Source organism: Kribbella sp. NPDC050241, from assembly GCF_044459685.1.
In the GTDB taxonomy this organism is placed as follows: Bacteria; Actinomycetota; Actinomycetes; order Propionibacteriales; family Kribbellaceae; genus Kribbella.
This window is the reverse complement of record NZ_JBITJE010000001.1, coordinates 279,867-298,372: the sequence shown is the minus strand read 5'-3', so window position 1 is coordinate 298,372 and position 18,506 is coordinate 279,867. Positions and strand designations below refer to the sequence as shown.

General features: G+C 68.7%; 16 protein-coding genes. 10 read left to right on the top strand and 6 right to left on the bottom strand.

Going from position 1 to position 18,506, the window contains the following annotated elements; translation table 11 throughout:
• The first annotated feature begins 24 nt into the window (after positions 1-24).
• Positions 25-1,821 (top strand): DEDD exonuclease domain-containing protein, encoded by a 1,797-nt coding sequence (locus tag ACIBG5_RS01315; RefSeq protein ID WP_396389438.1) that lies wholly within the window; start codon positions 25-27, stop codon positions 1,819-1,821.
• On the opposite strand, the gene ACIBG5_RS01310 is transcribed toward ACIBG5_RS01315, so the two are convergent.
• Positions 1,808-2,233: a hypothetical protein gene (locus tag ACIBG5_RS01310; RefSeq protein WP_396389437.1), complete on the bottom strand. Its 426-nt coding sequence runs from the start codon at positions 2,231-2,233 to the stop codon at positions 1,808-1,810. The genes ACIBG5_RS01315 and ACIBG5_RS01310 overlap by 14 nt on opposite strands.
• A gap of 129 nt (positions 2,234-2,362) precedes the next feature.
• On the opposite strand from ACIBG5_RS01310, the gene ACIBG5_RS01305 reads away from it, so the two are divergent.
• From ACIBG5_RS01305 to ACIBG5_RS01290, 4 genes are all read left to right on the top strand, one after another.
• Entirely contained in the window at positions 2,363-3,154 is a 792-nt protein-coding gene (locus ACIBG5_RS01305) for a helix-turn-helix domain-containing protein (protein WP_396389436.1), read from the top strand.
• A gap of 91 nt (positions 3,155-3,245) precedes the next feature.
• Positions 3,246-3,533 carry an Lrp/AsnC ligand binding domain-containing protein gene (locus ACIBG5_RS01300; protein WP_360454758.1) on the top strand — a complete coding sequence of 96 codons (288 nt, stop codon included), beginning with the start codon at positions 3,246-3,248 and terminating at the stop codon, positions 3,531-3,533.
• 2,654 nt (positions 3,534-6,187) lie between these two features.
• Positions 6,188-6,892 carry a PT domain-containing protein gene (locus tag ACIBG5_RS01295; protein ID WP_396389435.1) on the top strand — a complete coding sequence of 235 codons (705 nt, stop codon included), beginning with the start codon at positions 6,188-6,190 and terminating at the stop codon, positions 6,890-6,892.
• On the top strand, positions 6,885-8,984 hold the full coding sequence (locus tag ACIBG5_RS01290) for a hypothetical protein (RefSeq protein WP_396389434.1): 2,100 nt from the start codon (positions 6,885-6,887) through the stop codon (positions 8,982-8,984). The genes ACIBG5_RS01295 and ACIBG5_RS01290 overlap by 8 nt, the downstream gene beginning before the upstream one ends.
• 69 nt (positions 8,985-9,053) lie before the next feature.
• Here ACIBG5_RS01290 and trpD read toward each other — a convergent pair whose 3' ends face one another.
• Genes trpD through ACIBG5_RS01275 form a run of 3 tightly spaced genes read right to left on the bottom strand, consistent with a single transcriptional unit; the run spans position 9,054 to position 11,484 of the window.
• Complete coding sequence (trpD, locus tag ACIBG5_RS01285; protein WP_396389433.1) at positions 9,054-10,094, bottom strand: anthranilate phosphoribosyltransferase; 1,041 nt, start codon at positions 10,092-10,094, stop codon at positions 9,054-9,056.
• A gap of 6 nt (positions 10,095-10,100) precedes the next feature.
• Positions 10,101-10,520, bottom strand: coding sequence for a hypothetical protein (locus tag ACIBG5_RS01280; protein WP_396389432.1), 420 nt, complete (start codon positions 10,518-10,520; stop codon positions 10,101-10,103).
• Between the two features lie 46 nt (positions 10,521-10,566).
• Positions 10,567-11,484 (bottom strand): cytochrome c oxidase assembly protein, encoded by a 918-nt coding sequence (locus ACIBG5_RS01275; RefSeq protein ID WP_396389431.1) that lies wholly within the window; start codon positions 11,482-11,484, stop codon positions 10,567-10,569.
• A gap of 82 nt (positions 11,485-11,566) precedes the next feature.
• On the opposite strand from ACIBG5_RS01275, the gene ACIBG5_RS01270 reads away from it, so the two are divergent.
• Genes ACIBG5_RS01270 through ACIBG5_RS01255 form a run of 4 tightly spaced genes read left to right on the top strand, consistent with a single transcriptional unit; the run spans position 11,567 to position 15,805 of the window.
• Complete coding sequence (locus ACIBG5_RS01270) at positions 11,567-12,229, top strand: heme-copper oxidase subunit III (protein WP_396389430.1); 663 nt, start codon at positions 11,567-11,569, stop codon at positions 12,227-12,229.
• On the top strand, positions 12,226-13,092 hold the full coding sequence (locus tag ACIBG5_RS01265) for a c-type cytochrome (protein ID WP_396389429.1): 867 nt from the start codon (positions 12,226-12,228) through the stop codon (positions 13,090-13,092). Before ACIBG5_RS01270 ends, ACIBG5_RS01265 begins: the two co-directional genes overlap by 4 nt.
• Positions 13,089-14,141 (top strand): Rieske 2Fe-2S domain-containing protein, encoded by a 1,053-nt coding sequence (locus tag ACIBG5_RS01260; RefSeq protein ID WP_396389428.1) that lies wholly within the window; start codon positions 13,089-13,091, stop codon positions 14,139-14,141. Before ACIBG5_RS01265 ends, ACIBG5_RS01260 begins: the two co-directional genes overlap by 4 nt.
• A gap of 5 nt (positions 14,142-14,146) precedes the next feature.
• Positions 14,147-15,805 (top strand): cytochrome bc complex cytochrome b subunit, encoded by a 1,659-nt coding sequence (locus ACIBG5_RS01255; protein ID WP_396389427.1) that lies wholly within the window; start codon positions 14,147-14,149, stop codon positions 15,803-15,805.
• Between the two features lie 48 nt (positions 15,806-15,853).
• Here the strand turns inward: ACIBG5_RS01255 and ACIBG5_RS01250 are convergent, their stop codons facing one another.
• Positions 15,854-16,318 carry a MarR family winged helix-turn-helix transcriptional regulator gene (locus ACIBG5_RS01250; protein ID WP_396389426.1) on the bottom strand — a complete coding sequence of 155 codons (465 nt, stop codon included), beginning with the start codon at positions 16,316-16,318 and terminating at the stop codon, positions 15,854-15,856.
• A 40-nt stretch (positions 16,319-16,358) separates the two neighbouring features.
• Between ACIBG5_RS01250 and ACIBG5_RS01245 the strand changes: the two genes are divergently transcribed.
• A complete protein-coding gene (locus ACIBG5_RS01245; RefSeq protein WP_396389425.1) occupies positions 16,359-17,159 on the top strand; it encodes an alpha/beta fold hydrolase in 801 nt (266 codons plus the stop codon).
• Here the strand turns inward: ACIBG5_RS01245 and ACIBG5_RS01240 are convergent.
• A complete protein-coding gene (locus ACIBG5_RS01240) occupies positions 17,145-18,374 on the bottom strand; it encodes an Ig-like domain-containing protein (RefSeq protein ID WP_396389424.1) in 1,230 nt (409 codons plus the stop codon). The two genes, ACIBG5_RS01245 and ACIBG5_RS01240, sit on opposite strands and share 15 nt — an antisense overlap.
• Between the last annotated feature and the right edge of the window lie 132 nt (positions 18,375-18,506).

Here is an 18,506-nt window from a genome sequence, read left to right as displayed (position 1 = left end):
GTGGGGGCTCTTAGCGTCTTGGACATGACCAGCCCAGTGCGCGCGCCGGAACCGGAACCGCTGATGCCGATCCGTGGCGTCCAGCCGAGTTTCGACGACCTGGGTACGCCGCTGCGCGACATCACGTTCTGCATCGTCGACCTGGAGACCACCGGTGGCGCGCCGGGCGAATCCGGGATCACCGAGATCGGCGCGGTGAAGGTGCGTGGCGGCGAGGTGCTGGGCGAGTTCCAGACGCTGGTGAACCCGGCCGATCCGATCCCGCCGTTCATCGCCGTGCTGACCGGTATCACGAACCTGATGGTTGCCTCGTCACCCCGGATCGATTCGGTGCTGCCGGCGTTCCTGGAGTTCGCCAGGGGCTGCGTGATGGTGGCGCACAACGCGCCGTTCGACATGGGCTTCCTCAAGCACGACAGCCTCGTGCACGGGTACGACTGGCCCGATTTCGCCGTCGTCGACACGGCCCTGCTGGCGCGCCGGGTGATCACCCCCGACGAGGCACCGAACTGCAAGCTCGGCACGTTGGCAAAGCTGTTCCGAGCGACCACGGCACCCAACCACCGCGCGTTGTCGGACGCCCGCGCGACAGTCGACGTACTGCACGGGCTGTTCGAACGCGTCGGCTCGCTGGGCGTGCAGACGCTGGAGGACCTGCAGACGTTCTCGTCCCGCGTCGCGCCGGCCGTGCGAGCCAAGCGCCATCTGTCCGAAACGTTGCCCCACGCACCGGGTGTGTACCTGTTCACCGACGACCGCGGCGAGGTGCTGTACGTCGGCAAGTCGAAGGACCTGCGGAACCGGGTGCGGTCGTACTTCACCGCGTCCGAGACCCGCACCAGGATCGGCGAGATGATCGGCATCGCGACCGGCGTCCGCGGGATCGAGTGCGGGACGTCGCTCGAGGCGGAGATCCGCGAACTGCGGCTGATCGCGGAGCACAAGCCGCGGTACAACCGCAGGTCGAAGTTCCCGGAGCGGCAACACTGGCTGAAGGTCACTGTCGAACCGTTTCCGCGACTGTCGTTGGTGAAACAGGTGCGTGACGACGACGCCGGCTATCTCGGGCCGTTCAGCTCGCGGAAGACGGCCGAGCGGGCGATGGCGGCGCTGCACGAGGCGTTCCCGATCCGGCAGTGCACGGCGCGGATGTCGCGGACGCCACAGCTGTCTCCGTGTGTGCTGGCGGAGATGGGCCGCTGCGTGGCGCCGTGCGACGGCCGGATCTCCGCCGATTCCTACGGCGAATTCGTGACGGCGCTGCGGACGGCGCTGACCGCGGACCCGACGCCGGTGGTCGAGGCGCTGGACCGGCGGATCGACCTGCTGTCGGCGGACGAACGGTTCGAGGACGCCGCCGTACAGCGGGATCGGTTGAGTGCGTTCGTGCGGAGTTCGGCGCGGATGCAGCGGATGGCGTCCGTGACCGGCTGCGCGGAGATCTGCGCGGCCCGGCGTACTGACGACGGTGGCTGGGAGCTCCACGTGATCCGCCGCGGCCGGCTCGCGGCCGCCGGGATCAGCCCGCGGGGCACGGATCCCCGCAGATACCTCGACATGCTCCGGGCGTCTGCCGAGACGGTGCTTCCGGGTATTGGCCCGGTCGCCTCAGCTTCGCCCGAGGAGATCGACCTCGTGCTCCGCTGGCTGGACCAGCCCGGCATTCGCCTGGTCGAGATGGACGGCACCTGGACCTGCCCGATCTCCGGCGCCGCCCGCCACCTGACCCGCCTCGACAACTCCCATTCCGAGCAACACCAACACCCCACTGAGCGCCGCCGCCGAATGCGCCCAGTGGGTCCCGCGCTCACGCCTCGATGAACTGATAATCCTTCTGGATCCGGCCGTCCGCGCCGAGCACCAACAGATCGATGCCCACGGCAAGCACGTCTCCCCCGCCGGCCGGCACCATCTCCCAGCGCAGCTTCACCATGTCGCTCAGCGCCGCGGCCTCACCCCGCCGCCGGAACACGAACTCCCCCGGCGCCACGAACTCGTCGTACGCCCGCGTCACCCGTCGGCTCAGCGCATCATGACCGCGAGCCTCCAACACCGCGACCACCCCGATCTCCGCCGCCCGCGTCACCATCTCCTCCGGCGGCTCGAGCAGGTGCACACCGTCCTCGGTCCACAGTTCTTCGACCGCCTTCCGGCGTACGCCGGGATCGGGCTCGTTCCACACGGCCACATAGCGATCTGCCAGTTCCTCGGCCGGGTTCTTCACATCGGACAAGACATTCCTCCTCGCGACCAGGCGAGCTGCTGTCGCCCTTGCTACGACCTTGCCGAGGAGCCCAGCCACGAACAATTCCCTGCCAGGTATCGCGCCGGAACTGTCGGTGCCATCGGCTAGACAGGACGGGTGCTGATCTCCACCAGTCCTTCCCAGCTGTCCGCCGGCCTCCGCCTCTGGCGGACGCGCCGACGCGTCAGCCAGCTGGAGCTCGCCGTACGCGCCGGCACCACCCAACGCCACGTCAGCTTCATCGAGAGTGGCCGCTCGATCCCCGGCCGCGAGATGGTCATCCGGCTCGCCGAATCGCTCCAACTCCCGTTGCGCGACCGCAACGCGCTGCTGCTGGCCGGCGGGTACGCCCCCGCGTACGACGAGACGCCGTACGACGGAGCGGGCCTCGGCGCGGTCCGAACGGCGCTGACCGAGATCCTCGAGGGCCACCGCCCGTACCCGGCTGTCGCCGTCGACCGGCGCGGCGACCTGGTGCTCGCGAACCGGACCTTCCACGTCCTCACGGCCGGGATCTCGGATGGCCTGCTGAGCCCACCGACCAACATCCCGCGCCTGCTCCTCCACCCTGACGGCCTCGCTCCTCGGATCCTTAACTTCCCCGAGTGGTCGTGGCATGTCATCGACGCTCTGACGCGCGAGGCCGTGCAGAACCCAGCTCCCGAGTCCGATGCCCTCATCGAGGAACTCACCGGGCTGATCCCGCCTCGGCCGGACCTCACCCCGGGCCACCTCGGGTTCGCCGTACCGCTGCACCTTCGATCCGCGCAGGGCGACCTGCGCCTCATCACGACCCTCACCCGCTTCGGCACGGCTGTCGACGTCACCCTGTCCGAGCTGCGCATGGAGGCCTTCCTTCCCGCCGATCCCTCGACCGCCGCTGCCCTCCGGCGTCTGGATCCGGTCTGATCCCGTTTCGTCGTCCGTGCTGGCAGCGGGTCAGGGGGTGGGCCGCACTATGCTTCAGCGGGTTGGGATGTGAGCTCTAGGAGAGGACGGCATGGTCACCGCGATCGTGTTCATCAAGGCCGACGTCGCACGGATCCCGGAGGTCGCCGAGCAGGTGGCGGCGATCGAGGGTGTCAGCGAGGTGTACTCCGTCACCGGCGGGCTCGACCTGATCGCGATGGTCCGGGTCGCCCACCACGACGACCTCGCCACCGTCATCCCCGACCACGTCAACCGGGTGCCCGGCGTCGTCAGCACCGAGACCCACATCGCGTTCCGGGCATACTCCTCGCACGACCTCGAGGCAGCCTTCAGCCTCGGCGAAGAGGACGGCAGCTGACGCAGTAAAACGACCGTTCCACTGACACGCGGCGAAGTTACCGTGACTTCATGAGCAACCCTCCCGCAGGCTGGTACCCGGACCCCACCGGCCAGCCCAACACCATCCGCTGGTGGAACGGGACGCAATGGACCAACCGCACCGAACACGAAGACCTCCCCGACCACCCCGCCGCCGAATCCAACCCGGCACCGGCGGCAGGCGAGACGAGTTCGGCACCGGCCGCGGGCGAGTCCACCGCCAACCCCGCACAGCCTGCGGGCAACAGCAGCACGCCCCAGGCACAGCCTGCGGGCGAGACCACCACGAGTTCGGCACCAACTGCCAACGAGCCGGCTGACCACACGCCGCCCGTCGAGCAGCACACGCCACAAGCCAACCTGGATCCAGGAGACCGCGCCCGCGCGACCTGGAACCCCCAGCTCGTCACGCCCACGTCCTCAGACCAGTGGGCACCCCACAACCCGCGGGACCCCTCACAAGGCCACCCCAACATCCAAACCCTCAAGCCGCAGAACCCGGCGAACCAGCCCGACGAGAACGCGGACCAACCACAGCACCCCAACGCCGAGCACGACGCTTCCGGACAGCCGCCCGACTGGGCCACCCACCAGGCCAGCCAAACCTGGGGAGTCCAGCAAGCAGACGCCAACGAAGCCCAGCGCCTCTGGGGCGTCCAGCAACCACCAGCCTCGGACGGCAAGCAGAACCCCAGCGCCCCCACCCACGAGCCGGCTCCGCCCGACCCGGCCGAGGCGCAGCCGCCGCGCCAGGCGACCGCGAAAGAGACAGCCGCTGAGAGATGGGGCGAAACCCCACAGATCACCGGCCGCACGTCAACCGACAACACGAACAACCCGTCGGTTCAACAACCCCCAGCGACCGACGCGCAGGCCGCGCGGACAACTAACGACAACCGGCCAAACGCGGCACAGCAGCAGCCCGACAGGTCCTCACCAAGCCGCGAACAACAGCCCACCAGCGCTGCCGACCAGGAAACCGCCGACGCCAAGCCGGTTGGCGCCGGATCAACGACGACCGAGCACGCGACCAGCGACGACCCCCAGCAGGAGAACAGCAACCCGTGGGTTCGTCAGGCTGGCCACGACAGCAACCAGCCGAACGCTGGGCCACGCGGGCAGACGACCAGTGACGACCAATCGACCGGCTCAGGCGAGGCGGGCGACCGGACCGGGGCTGGTGCACAGCAGAAGACCGCCGAGAGTCCAGGCGCTCGTGCAGGACAGGCAGCCGACGGGACCTCGAGCAGTCGTCCGGAACAGGCAGCCGACGATCGGCAGCACACGAACGTTGTGCCATTGTCACGGCCTGGGAACGGCGCGACAGAGCCCGACGACCAGACGGGTGCGGACGACCCGCGCACCAGCGCTGACCCATCGGCTGACGACGTACAGCAACGACCGGGCGACGGTGATTCCGCGACTTCCCGGCCGTGGGGTGGTGAGAAGACCGAGAGCGGCGAGCAGTCTCCGCCCCACCCACCACCAACAACGCAACAACCACCTGATCGGCACCATCAGCCACACCTGACCCCAACGAGCCCGCTTCCCGGAAACAAATCGTCCCTCAGCGGCGAATCCTTTCCGGAAAGCGCGACGGATGACGCACCCCGCAGCGGGGAGCAGCCGGCTGGTGGGTCGCCGGGCGGACAGCCGACTGGCGACGCGGCTTGGGAACGCGGGGAGCAGCCGGACGACAGCGGCGCGCAGAGCAGCGCTGGGGCGTGGGGAAAGCAGGCTGGTGACCCGGCGAACGCCGAGCCGTCGAGTGGCGGCGAGGCCACCGGTGGTGACGGCTGGAGTGGTGGAACGCAGGCCGGCGGTCAGGCCGCGGCGTGGGCTGGTGAGCAGCGGGCCGGCGGTAGTCAGGGGGACGCCGGAGCGTGGGGTGATGAGCAGCGGGCCGGCGGTAGTCAGGGGGACGCCGGAGCGTGGAGTGGCGGCGGGCCGGCGGGTGGTGGCGGTTCGGGTCGTCAACCGCAGTCCGGCGACCAAGGAGCCGGTCCTGACGGCTGGGGTAGTGGATCGCAGGCCGGCGACCAGACTGCAGCCGGTGCTGACGGCTGGGGTGGTGGATCGCAGGCCGGCGACCAGGCGGTTGCTGGAACGTGGGGCGGCGGGCAGGTGGGTGGTGGGTCGACCACGAGTGGCGAGCCGACGGCGAGTAGCGGGTCGGCGGCGAGGGGTGGGTCGGTTACTACTGGGCCGTGGGGTCGTACGCCGGCGGGTGACGGGGAGCAGGGGGCTAGTGGCGGGCAGGCTTGGGGTGGGCAGGCTGCTGGGGGCGCGGGTTGGGGTCGGCGGGAGCACGAGGGTGCTGACGCCGGGGCGGCTGGTGGTCGGGCATGGGGTGGCGGCGGGCAGGCTGCGGGTGACGCCTGGGGTGGCGGCGGCCAGGCGGCGGGTGACGCCTGGGGTGGGCAGCACAGCGGGGCTGACGGATGGGGCCGTCAGCAACAGGGTGGTGGAGCTGATGGGTGGGGCCGGCGGCAGCGTGGAGCTGACGGATCGGCTGGTGGGCAGCAGGGTGGGCCGGGTGGGCGGAGTGAGGGGCAGAGTTGGGGGGTTCGGGCTGGGGGTGGGGCTCGTGGGGGGAAGGGGAAGTCTGGTGGGGCTGGGGGCAGGGTCTGGTTGATGGTGGGCGGGGCTGTGGCGTGCGTGATGTTGGTGATCGCCGGGTTCTTCGTGATCACTTCGGGGAACGACGAGAAGGCGGGGCCGGAGAACCAGCCGACCAGTCAGCCGACCGGCGAGCGGAGTGCAACTCAGCCGACGGGGCAGCCGAGCGCCTCGGGGACTACGACGCCGGGGCAGTCGAAGAATCCGAAGCTGCACGAGGGTGAGCGGATCTCGTCGGACGCGATCTCGTTCCCGCGCCGGAGTTCGCCATGGTCGGACCGGAAGCGGCTCGTCGCGCAACTGCAGAACTCGAGCGGCCAGTACATGCTCCTGCAGGAGAACTTCGACGGCCAGAACGACTGGTACGCCGACATCTTCGTCGGCGCGCTGGGTACCGCCTCGGGCTTCAACGGCGACCCGAAGGCGACCGCGGCTTGGCTGTCGCGCGAGGTGCAGACATCGATGTACGGCGACGTACCGGTCACGTTCAAGAGCGCCGGGAGCGGTGCGGTGACGCGGTCCGGCAAGTCGGGGTGGTTCATTCAGCAGACAGTGACCGCGAAGTCGACGCAGTTGACCGCCCGGGTGCTTACGCTAACGGTGGCCGTCTTCGACCTCGGTGACGGAACCGCCGTCGCGTACATCAGCGACATACCGATCAACCGGCCGGATCTGAGGACCGCCGAGAGCCAGGCCTACAAGGGAATCAACGTTGGCTGAGAACGAAGACCAGACCCCGCAACCGCCCCAGCGCCCTTCAGCGCGGCACAGCGCACCACCGCAACCGCCCGCCGGGTACAACCGGCCGGACGGCGACCCTCGCGATCCCTCGTCGGGGGATCCGCTCGGGCCGTACGACGCGGGTGAGTCGCTCGGGTCGTACGACGCGGGTAAGTCGCTCGGGCAGTCCGGGGCGGGTAAGTCGCTCGGGCAGTCCGGGGCGGGTGAGTCGCTCGGGCAGTCCGGGGCGGGTGGGTCGCTCGGGCAGTCTGGGGCGGGTGACTCGTTGTCCGGTACGTCGCCTGCGCCGCCCGCACCGGATGCGTGGTTCACGTCCGCACCGCCGTCGGCCGCGGACCGGCGTCACTCGGTTCCGGACCCGCTGGATCATGAGCCGCTGAGTGGGTCGTCCGGTGGGCTGGGTGGGTCGTCTGATCCGTTGTTCGGTCAGTCCCCCGCTCCGGCGCCGCCACCTCCTCCCCCGCCGCCACGTTCGTCCAGTACGTCGCACGGACAGCCGCCGGCGCAGCAGTACAGCCAGCCCCAACAGCCCAGTCAGCAGTACGGCGGGCAGTCGCAGGCGCAGCAGTACGGCGGACAGCCGCAAAGCCAGCCGAACAGCGGACAGCCGGCAGCCGGGCAGCCGACTCAGCAGGGTGCAAACCAGCAGCCGGGCTATCAGCAGTCCCAGCAGCCGGGCCGGCCGCAGCACGCGGCTCAGCCGCCGGCCTCACCTCAGCAAGGTCAGCAGCCGTACGGCGCACAGCCCCAACGGCAAGCGGCCGCGCCGCCGGGACCGGCGCAGCAGCCGGGTCAACCGCCATACGGGCAGCCGCCACAGGCTCAGCACTCCGGGCAGCCTCCGGTGCAGCCGCCGCAGGCGCAGCGCCCGGGGCAGCAGGCGTACGGGCAGCAGCAACAGGCACAGCACTCGGGGCAGGGCCTGGGGCAGCCAGCGCAGCGCCCAGGGCAGCACGGGTTCGGGCAGCAGCCGGGGCAGCAGGCGCACGGGGCGGCCGCGCAGGGTCCTGGGCGTCCGGGCGAGCACGCTGGCCAGGCAGCGTACGGACAGCAGCACGGACAGCAGCCCGGGCAGGCACCGTATGGACAGCAGCCCGGCCAGTCGTATGGGCAGCAGTCCGGACAGCCGTCGTACGGGCAACCGGGGTCGGGCCAGCACGCAGGACAGCCGTCGCACGGACAGCAGCACGGCCAGGCGTATGGGCAGCAGCCCGGGCAATCGCCGTACGGGCAGCATGCGGGACAGACGCCGTACGGGCAGGCGGGTTATGGCTCGGAGGGTGGGGACGAGGCGTATGGGATCACGACTGCGCGGCGCCGGCGGAGTGGTGGCAAGGCGTCGCTGGATACGGCTGCCAGGGCTCGGTTGATCGGGGCTCTGGTGCTGGTGGTCGCCGCCCTGGCGACGACCGGGCTCAGCGTCGGCTGGATCTGGACCAAGGCGGACGCAGTCACCCCGGTTGCCTTGCCGACAGGGATCTCGAAGCCGTTGCAAACTGTGTCCCCGTCCGTGAAGCCGACGGAGACGCCACCACCGATCGGCAAGGTGCTAGGGACCGAACTGGTTGCCGCCAACAACGACACGATGCCGATCATGAGCGCGGCCTGGCAGAACCAGGACGCGCAGCGGTCCGGTGTGCACGGCGGCGCCGCGATCTTCTTCGTCGTGCACAAGGACTACACCGGCCAGAAGGGGGTCGACTGGGGCAACTATGTCTCGTTCGGCCAGCTCGCCCCGGACATCAAGTTCAGTACGACGCCGGCCGGCCTGAAGGCGGCCGCGGTCCAGGCGGGTACGCGGGCGATCGTCGGCCTGTACTCGAAGGACGCGAAGCTGTCCGGCACCACGCACAAGGCGATCACGATCAACGGCCACAAGGGGCACGAGATCACCACCAAGGTGGCGGTCAGCGTGCCCAAGCTGAAGGAGACGTTCTCCACGATCATGATCGTCGTGATCGACCGCGGCGACGGGACCGCGATGGTGTCGATCGCCGACATCGCCGGCAGCACCCCGACCTGGCAGCAGATCTGGCGCAACAAGGTCAAGCAGATCAAGATCAACGGCTAGCCGGCAGACGGCGCTGGACAAGCAGAAAGGCCGGCCGGGGAGCGCCCCGGCCGGCCTGAGCCAGATCAGTCAGCGCACCTCGGCACAGGCCGCGATCCACCGATCCAGAGTCTCCTTCGCCGCACCCGAGTCGATCGCCTCGGCGGCCCGGTCCATCCCGGCCCGGATCCGCGCGGTGATCGGACCCTCGGTCGGCTCGTACGCCGCCAGTGCGGCACCCGCGTTCAGCAGTACGACGTCCCGCACCGCACCCGGTTCGCCCTCGAGCAGCGCCCGCACAACCTTCGCGTTGAACGCGGCATCCGCGCCCCGCAGCGCATCCGCGGTCACCGGCTCGATCCCCAGCTCCCGCGGGTCGACCGTGAACGGCCCTTCGACCGTTCCGCCACCGACGATCCACACCTGCGACGTGGTCCGGGTGGTCAACTCGTCCAGCCCGTCATCACCGTGGAACACCAACGCGTCGATCCCCCGTCGCGCAAGCACGCCGGCCATCAGCCCGGCGATCCGCGCGTCCCCGACGCCGACGGCCTGCGCGGACGGATCACCCGGGTTCGCCAGCGGGCCGAGGAAGTTGAACGTCGTCGGTACGCCGAGCTCCCGCCGAGGTACGGCGGCATGTCGCAGCGCCGGGTGGAACGCGGGCGCGAAGCAGAACGTGATCCCGGCCCGCTCCCCCACCTCCGCGACCTGCGCCGCGGTGAGGTCGAGCGGAATCCCGAGCTCTTCGAGTACGTCGGCCGCACCGCAAGCCGATGAGGCCGCGCGGTTGCCGTGCTTGACCACCTTCGCGCCGGCGCCCGCGGCAACGATCGCCGACATCGTGCTGATGTTCACGGTGTGGGCTTGGTCACCACCGGTACCGACCACGTCCAAGGTCCGGCCCGGGACCGAGACCCGGGTGGCGAAGTCGCGCATCGTCGCGACCAGGCCCTCCACCTCGGACACCGTCTCGCCCTTGGACCGCAGCGCGATCACGAACCCCGCGAGCTGGGCCGGTGACGCCGCGCCGGACAGGATCTGCTCCATCGCCCACGCGGTGGCGGACGCGTCCAGGTCCTCGCGCCGCAGCAGCGGATTGAGCACCTGGGGCCAGGTGTAGGCAGGCATAGTGCGTCAGGCGGTGGTGGCGGGGAGAGTGGCCAGCCGCTGCCGGAGCAGGTCCGCGGTGACCTCGGCCATGCGCACCGGGTCGATCGGGTGCGAGACCGCACCCTCGGCCCGCGACCACGTCGCCAGCCAGGCGTCCTGCGGACGACCGGTGATGACGAGGATCGGCGGGCACTGGAAGATCTCGTCCTTCAGCTGCCGGGCAATGCCCATGCCGCCGGCCGGAACCGCTTCGCCGTCCAGGATGGCCAGGTCGATCCCGCCCTTGTCCATGGACTTGATCACGGCCGGCTCGGTCGCACACTCGACGTACTCGAGCTCGGGCAGATCAGCGGCGGGCCGCTTGCCCAACGCCAGCCGGACGGACTCCCGCGTCGTGCGGTCATCGCTGTAGACCAGCACCTTCAGCGGACGCTCTGAACTCATCGATCCATCCCAAGCTGTGTTCTGAGAAGACTGGACACGGCGAATGCTACCGGGGTGCCTGTCCGGCCCGGCGAGCCTGTTCCTCCAACCGGTCCAGCCGGCGGTCCTCGCGGCGGGCCTCGCGCTGCGACTCGCGCACCCATTGGACGAACAGCACGCCGAAGAACACCACCCCGACGAGGTCGCCGGACCCCCAGAGCAGGCCGCCGGCGATGTACTGATCGTGCAGCGGTGACGGCGGCCAGGACCGGCCGAAGCTGGTGTACCAGTCCTCGGCGATCAGCTTGTTCGCGGACATGATCGTGATGCCGAGGAAGGCGTGGAACGGCAGCGTGAGGAACACCAGCATCAGCCGGAACGGGTAGATCACCCGGCCGGGTACCGGGTCGAGGCCGAGCAGCGGCCAGAAGAACAGCGAACCGACCAGGATGAAGTGCAGATGGAGCAGGTCGTGCAACACGGCCGAATGCAGCGTGGCGTCGTACCAGCCACTGAAGTAGAGCGCCCATGGGCTCAGCACGAACAGAGTGAAGCCGATCAGCGGGAAGCAGAGCACCTTCGCGAACCGCGAGTGCAACACGGAGAGCAACCATTTCCGCGGACGCCGCGGCAGGGTCCGCAGGGCCAGCGTGATCGGCGCACCGAGCGCGAGCATCAGCGGCGTCAGCATCGACAGGATCATGTGCTGGGCCATGTGCACGCTGAGCAGCACCGTGTCATAGGTGCCGAGAGCCGACTGGGTGGCGATCACAGCACTTCCCAGACCCAGTCCGACGAAGGCGAAAGTGCGCCACCGGGACCACTTGTCACCCCGTTTGTGCAGCCGGTGGACGCCGTACAGGTAGAGCGCGCCGAGGGCAATGGTCACGCCGAGTAACACCGGCTCGAAGGTCCAGCCCGTCAGCAACCGGAGCGCGGTGAACGGCTCGATCTGGTCGCCGGGCCCGGCGTGGAGAGGAAGCACGGTTCCACAGTAAGAACAACGAGTTGACGACATGCATGGGGGTGGTCGTGGCGGTCGATACCTGGAACGACATAATGACCGCGTGGCCACTGCAACCGCGCTCCCAGCGTCTCGTGAACACGGACACCACGACCGTCCCAGCATGGTCAGTGTCGGCACGATCGTCTGGCTCTCGAGCGAGCTGATGTTCTTCGCCGCCTTGTTCGCGGCCTACTTCACCATCCGGTCAGTCACGACCGCTGCCGCCGCTCCGGGTACGGAGACGCTGTGGCAGACGTCCACCGAGCTGCTGAACGTCCCGTTCGCCTCGGTGAACACGTTCGTCCTGGTCGCGTCGTCGTTCACCTGCCAGGCGGGTGTGTTCGCCGCCGAGCACGGCAAGGTGGGCCGGTCCGGCGCACTGACGAACATCCGGTCCTGGGGTATGCGTGAGTGGTTCATCCTCACGTACCTGATGGGCGCGGTCTTCATCGCCGGCCAGGTGACGGAGTACGCCAAGCTGGTCCACGAGGGCCTGACGATCTCGTCGTCGCCGTACGGGTCGGTCTTCTACCTGGCCACCGGGTTCCACGGTCTGCACGTGACCGGTGGCCTCATCGCTTTCGTGTTCGTCCTCGCCAGGACGTACATGGCTCGAAAATTCACCCACGAACAGGCCGTCTCGGCGATCGTCGTGTCGTACTACTGGCACTTCGTCGACGTGGTCTGGATCGCCCTGTTCGCGACCATCTACCTGCTCAAATGAGTGAGAAGAGACCTTCCTTGTCACCGGCGCGCTTTCTCTCTGCGCGACGACGGCACCGGTCCGCCGGCCTCGTCGTGCTTCTTTTCGGCCTCCTGGCAGTGGGCTCGGCGTACGCCGCGTTCGCCCCTGACGACGCGGTGGCGGACAACTCGGCCCAGTCCCAGCAGATCGAAGAGGGCAAGAAGCTCTTCGCGGTCGGCTGCGCCAGCTGCCACGGCCTGAACGCCGAGGGTGGCGGGAACGGCGAGGGCAAGATGGCCGGCCCGTCGCTGATCGGGGTCGGCGCGGCCGCCGTCGACTTCCAGGTCGGCACCGGCCGGATGCCCGCCATGCAGCCCGGCGCCCAGGTGCCGCGCAAGACGCCGTCGTACACGCAGGAGGAGATCGAGGCCCTGGCCGCGTACGTCGCCTCGCTCGCCCCCGGCCCGGCGGTTCCGGCCCAGGAGTCGTACGACATCAGCAAGGCCACCGACGAGCAGATCACCCGCGGTGGCGAGCTGTTCCGGACCAACTGCACGGCGTGCCACAACTTCGCCGGCCGCGGCGGCGCACTGCCGAACGGCAAGTACGCGCCGTCACTGATGAACGTCGACCCGAAGCACATCTACGAGGCGATGCTCACCGGTCCGCAGCAGATGCCGGTCTTCTCCGACCAGGTGATGCAGCCGGAGGACAAGCGGGACATCATCGCGTACCTGAACGCGCTTCAGCAGCAGAAGGACCCGGGTGGGTTCGGCCTCGGCCGGCTCGGCCCGGTCTCGGAGGGTCTGTGGGGCTGGCTGGTCGGTATCGGCCTGCTGGTCTGTGTAGCGGTGTGGATCGGCGCCAAGGGCGTCAAGGCCAAGGGAGCGAAGGCCGAATGAGTCACGACGAGAACCTTCCGGCCGTGAAGGCGGAGGAAGAGCACAGTCAGGTGCAGGTGGCGGAGCCGATCCCGGACCCGGGAATCGAGCCGCACGAGTACCGGATCACCGACATCGACCCGAAGGCGGCCGACCGGGTCGAGCGCCAGGTCTCGGTGATGTTCACCCTGGCCGGTCTGCTCTCCCTCGGGTCCTGCGTGGCGTACTTCGCCATCCCGCGCGACGCCAATCTCGTGTTCGGGCCGCTGTCCGGCAACGCCAACAACATGGTCATCGGCCTGTGCATCGGCCTGGCCCTCTTCCTGCTCGGCGCCGGCGCGATCCAGTGGGCCAAGAAGCTGATGGTCGACGAGGAGATCGCCGAGGACCGGCACCCCGCGCACTCCTCGCCGGAGCAGATCGCCGACATCTCCGACGCGTTCCAGCAGGGTGTGGCGGAATCCGGCTTCACCCGGCGCAAGCTGATCCGCCGTGGGCTGTTGACCGGACTGGGCCTGCTCGGCCTGCCGGCGATCATCTTGCTGCGTGACCTCGGTCCGCTGCCGGGCCGCGCGCTCTACAGCACGATCTGGGCGAAGGGCATCCGCGTCGTCAACGACGTCACCGACCGCCCGATCAAGCCGTCCGACATGATCGTGGGCCAGCTGGTCAATGCCGCGCCGGCGAACCTGGCCGCGATGCAGGAGGAGAGCCCGGTCGAGTACCAGAACTCCAAGGCGAAGTCCGCGGTGATCGTGGTCCGGATCAAGCCCAGCGAGATCCAGACGCCTCCCGGCCGGGAGAACTGGGGTGTCGACGGCATCCTGTGCTACTCGAAGATCTGCACCCACGTCGGTTGCCCGATCTCCCTGTACGAGCAGACCACTCACCACGTGCTCTGCCCATGCCACCAGTCGACCTTCGACCTGGCCGACGGCGCCAAGGTCATCTTCGGTCCTGCGGCCCGCCCGCTGCCTCAGCTACCGTTGGCAGTGGACGCAGAGGGCTACCTGGTCGCGCAGAGCGACTTCACCGAGCCGGTCGGCCCGAGCTTCTTCGAACGAGGGTGACTGCAGTGTCTGACAAAGAGTTCCCGCCACCGGTCAAATATCTCGACGACCGCCTCGGGATCGCGAAGATCGGCCGGAAGAACCTGCGCAAGGTCTTCCCGGACCACTGGTCCTTCATGCTCGGCGAGATCGCGCTGTACAGCTTCATCATCCTGATCCTCACCGGCATCTTCCTGACCTTCTGGTTCAAGCCGTCGATGGGCGAGGTCGAGTACCAGGGTTCGTACAGCCTGCTCAAGGGCCTGCCCATGTCCGAGGCCTACGCCTCGACGCTGGACATCACCTTCGACGTCCGCGGCGGTCTGCTGATGCGGCAGATCCACCACTGGGCGGCGGTCCTGTTCATCGCCGCGATGATGGTGCACCTGCTCCGCATCTTCTTCACCGGCGCGTTCCGCAAGCCGCGTGAGCTGAACTGGGTGATCGGCTTCACCATGCTGTTCCTCGGCATCATCGAGGGCTTCATCGGCTACGGCCTCCCCGACGACCTGCTGTCAGGCACCGGTCTACGCATCACCCAGGGGATGATCGGGGCCTCCCCGATCATCGGGACGTACCTGAACTTCTTCATCTTCGGTGGCGAGTTCCCGGGTGACGAATTCGTCTCCCGCTTCTTCACCATCCACGTGCTGCTGATTCCGGGGTTGATCCTTGCCCTGGTCACGGTCCACCTGTTCCTGGTCGTGTACCACAAGCACACGCAGTACGCCGGGCCCGGCCGGACCGAGAAGAACGTGGTCGGCTACCCGCTGTTCCCGGTGTACACCGCCAAGGCCGGCGGCTTCTTCTTCGTCGTGTTCGGCATCACCGCGCTGATGGGCGCGCTGCTGCAGATCAACCCGGTCTGGCTGTACGGCCCGTACAACCCAGCGGAGGTGACGGCGGGATCCCAGCCGGACTGGTACATGGGCTGGCTGGAAGGCTCGGTCCGCATCATGCCCGGATTCGAGTCACACTTCTGGGGCATCACGCTCAGCTGGAACCTGATCATCCCGGCCCTGCTGATACCTCCTGCCTTCGTCACCCTGGTCGCGCTCTATCCGTTCATCGAAAGCTGGATCACCGGTGACAAGCGCGAACACCACCTGCTCGACCGGCCGCGGAACATGCCGACCCGGACCGGTATCGGTGCGGCGTTCATCACCTTCTACGCGCTGCTGTGGATCGGTGGCGGTAACGACCTGATCGCCACCCACTTCGGATTGTCGCTGAACAACGTGACCTGGTTCCTCCGGTTCGCGGTGTTCATCGGCCCGGTGCTCGCCTTCTGGGTGACCCGGCGGGTCGCGATCTCGCTGCAGCGCTCGGACAACGACCGGCTGATGCACGGTCTGGAGACCGGTGTGATCGTCCGCTCCCCCGAGGGCAAATACACGGAGAAGCACGAGCCGATCTCGAACTACGAGGCGTACAGCCTCACGGCGCACGACCGGGTCCTGCCGCTCGACATCGGTCCGGAGACCGACGACAACGGCGTCCGCGCCCCGCGCCGGGCCCTGAACAAGCTCCGTGCCCGGCTGTCGCGCTTCTACTACGCCGACGCGATCCAGAAGCCGACGACGCACGAGTTGGAGGCGGCTCACGAGCACGCTCACGACGCGGACGAGATCCACGACCTCAGCGAGACCGAGACGTATCGCGAAGTCACCAGCGACCGCTCCTGATCGCAGCACCACCCGAAAGGCCCCGGCGTCTCGCCGGGGCCTTTCGGTTTATTCGAGAGCGTCAGCGACCGTGGTCAGGTAGTCGCTGATGACCGACCTGTCGCGCTGGTCCAGCTGCTCGGTGATGCCGATCAGGCGCTCGAGGAGCGGCCCGAAGAACCGCCAGCCGAGGTCGACAGCCGTCTCGGACACCTGCAGTCGAGCGCTGCGACCGTCTGAGCGGCTTCTGAGGCGTTCGACGTGCCCGGCAGCCTCCAGGCGGTGGATGACCGCCGTCGTCGCCTGAGAGGTCATCCCGAGCTGCTGGGCGAGCCATCCCGGCGTCGCCTCCACACCGGCCCGCTCGGCATCCAGGAGCCGCGTGAGCGCCCGTACGTCGGTCGCATGCAAACCGGTCGCGCGGGCGAACTCCCCCACTGCCAGCTCGAGCCGCAATGCGACCTCCCGCAGCCGGTGCACCACCTCCAGCGCCGCTGCCCGCTCCGGGTCGGCCGGCTTCACTCCCTCACGCATGCCCGACAATTTACCTCACTCAGTGAGCTATTCTCGCGCTATGACCTTCCAGGACGCGTACGACGCTCTCCTCCGCCGCTGGGGTGCCCCGGTGGAACACCTCGACCTCACCGGCACGCACGTGAACGCGTGCGGCCCGTCGGACGCCCCTCCCCTGGTCTTGCTGGCCGGCCACGGCGCCACGTCAGCGGTCTGGTTCACCGTCGCGCCCCGGCTTGCGGAGCAGTACCGCGTTTATGCTCTCGACCTCCCCGGCGACGCAGGCCGCAGTACGGCGACCCCACCGCGCACGGTGGACGACCTGATGGCCTGGCTGACTGGCGTACTGGATGCGTTGGAGATCCGGCAGGCTGTGCTGTGCGGGCACTCCTACGGCACCCGGATCGCACTCACGTACGCCGTCCGGAACCCGGCGCGGGTCAACAGCCTCGCGCTGATCGACCCGACCGACTGCTTCACCGGCCTCAAGCCGAGGTACGTCGCCAGAGCGCTCCCCTCGCTCCTAAGGCCCAGCCCCGCCCGCACCGAGTCGTTCCTGCGTTGGGAGACGCAAGGCCTGCCCGTCGACCCGGACTGGATGCACCTGGCCGGCCTGGCCGCTGTCGAGCCCACCACTCGACCGGTCCTGCCGCGCAGGCCCGACGTCCAGCAACTCGAGACCGAGACCCTGGTCGTCGTCGCGGACCGCAGCAAGGCCCACAACCCCGACCAAGTCGCCCGACGAGCCAGTGCCGCCGGGGCGAGCGTCGTACGGATCGCGACCGCCACCCACCACTCACTGCCGGTCCTGCACGCCGACGAAGTGCTCGTCGCCATGCTGGCGCTCTCAGGACAGGGCTGAGCCGGCCTTGTAGTTGGCCCAGGTGGTGTTCCAGTCGGTCCAGCCGTTGCCTGGCTCCATGCGGCGGGTGGTGCCGGTGACGATGACCGGGTCGCCGCGGAGGGTCTGAGCGAAGTACCACTGGGCGTCCTTGAGGCTCATACCGACGCAGCCGTGGCTGACGTTGGCGCTGCCCTGGCTGCCGGCGGACCACGGCGCGCCGTGCATGAACTCGCCGGAGCTCGTCACTCGCTGGGCCCACTTCACGTTGCTGATGTTGTAGTACTCCGGGTCGCCCGGCTTGATGCCGACCGTCGCGGCGTCCATCCGCTTGGTGGGGAACTTCTCCATGATCACCTTCACCCCACTGCGGGTGGTGAAGCCGTCCTTGCCGGCGGTGATCGGGATGGTCCGGGCCAGCTTGCCGTTGATCGTCACCGTCATCGAGTGCGTCTTCACGCTGACGTTGCTGACGACCGACTTGCCGATGCTGAAGGCAATGGTCCGGCTGGCCGTGCCCCACGTGTTGCGGCCCGCGTTGACGCCCTGGGTGGCGATGCCGACGGTCACCTTGGTGCCGGCCGGCCAGTAGTTCATCGGCCGGTAGTTGACCTGCGTGCTGCTCACCCAGTGCCAGCTGCCGGTGACCGGGACCGAGGTCTTCACCGACAGGCGCTTCTCGACCGCGGCGCGGTCCTTGACCGGGTTGTTCCAGTAGATCTGGATCGGCATCGCGACGCCGACGGTCTCGCCGTTCAGCGGGGCGACCGAGGCCTTCAGGCTCCTCGCCGCCTTCAGCGTCTCGAACGTCGAGCTGATCGGGACCGTGGCGCCGTCCGTGCCTTCGGCCGTGCCGCTCAGCTTGTACGACGCGCCCGGCTTGAGCTGCGGCGTGGAGGTCCACTTGGTCCGGTCGGTGTTGAAGCTGCCGGTCACCTTGTCGCCGTCGTCGTCCTTGAGGGTGATCGCCTTCAGGCTGCCGACGGTGGTGCTCACGGTCACCGGCTGATCCGGTTCGACCGAGGCCGCACCCTTGGCCGGGACGACCGAGATGCTCGCTGCGGCCGGGTTCTCCGACGGGCTGGACGAGGTGCCCGGGCTGCTCGAGGCACCCGGCGTACCACCGCTCTGTGTGGCCCCCGCCGACGGCGATCCGCCCGCCTCGGTGTCGCTGCACGCGGTGCCCACCAGCAGCATCGCGCAGATCCCCACCATGGCAAGGCCGTGTTTCCTCACCGAACCGCTCAACATTCCCCAGCTCTCCCCTGTTTGCACCAACCGCCGCAAGGGTAACCCGTAGTACCGGAATACCCGCGCAAGCACACCGCCACCACAGTGGTACGGACCACAACGGCCCATTCTCCGGTG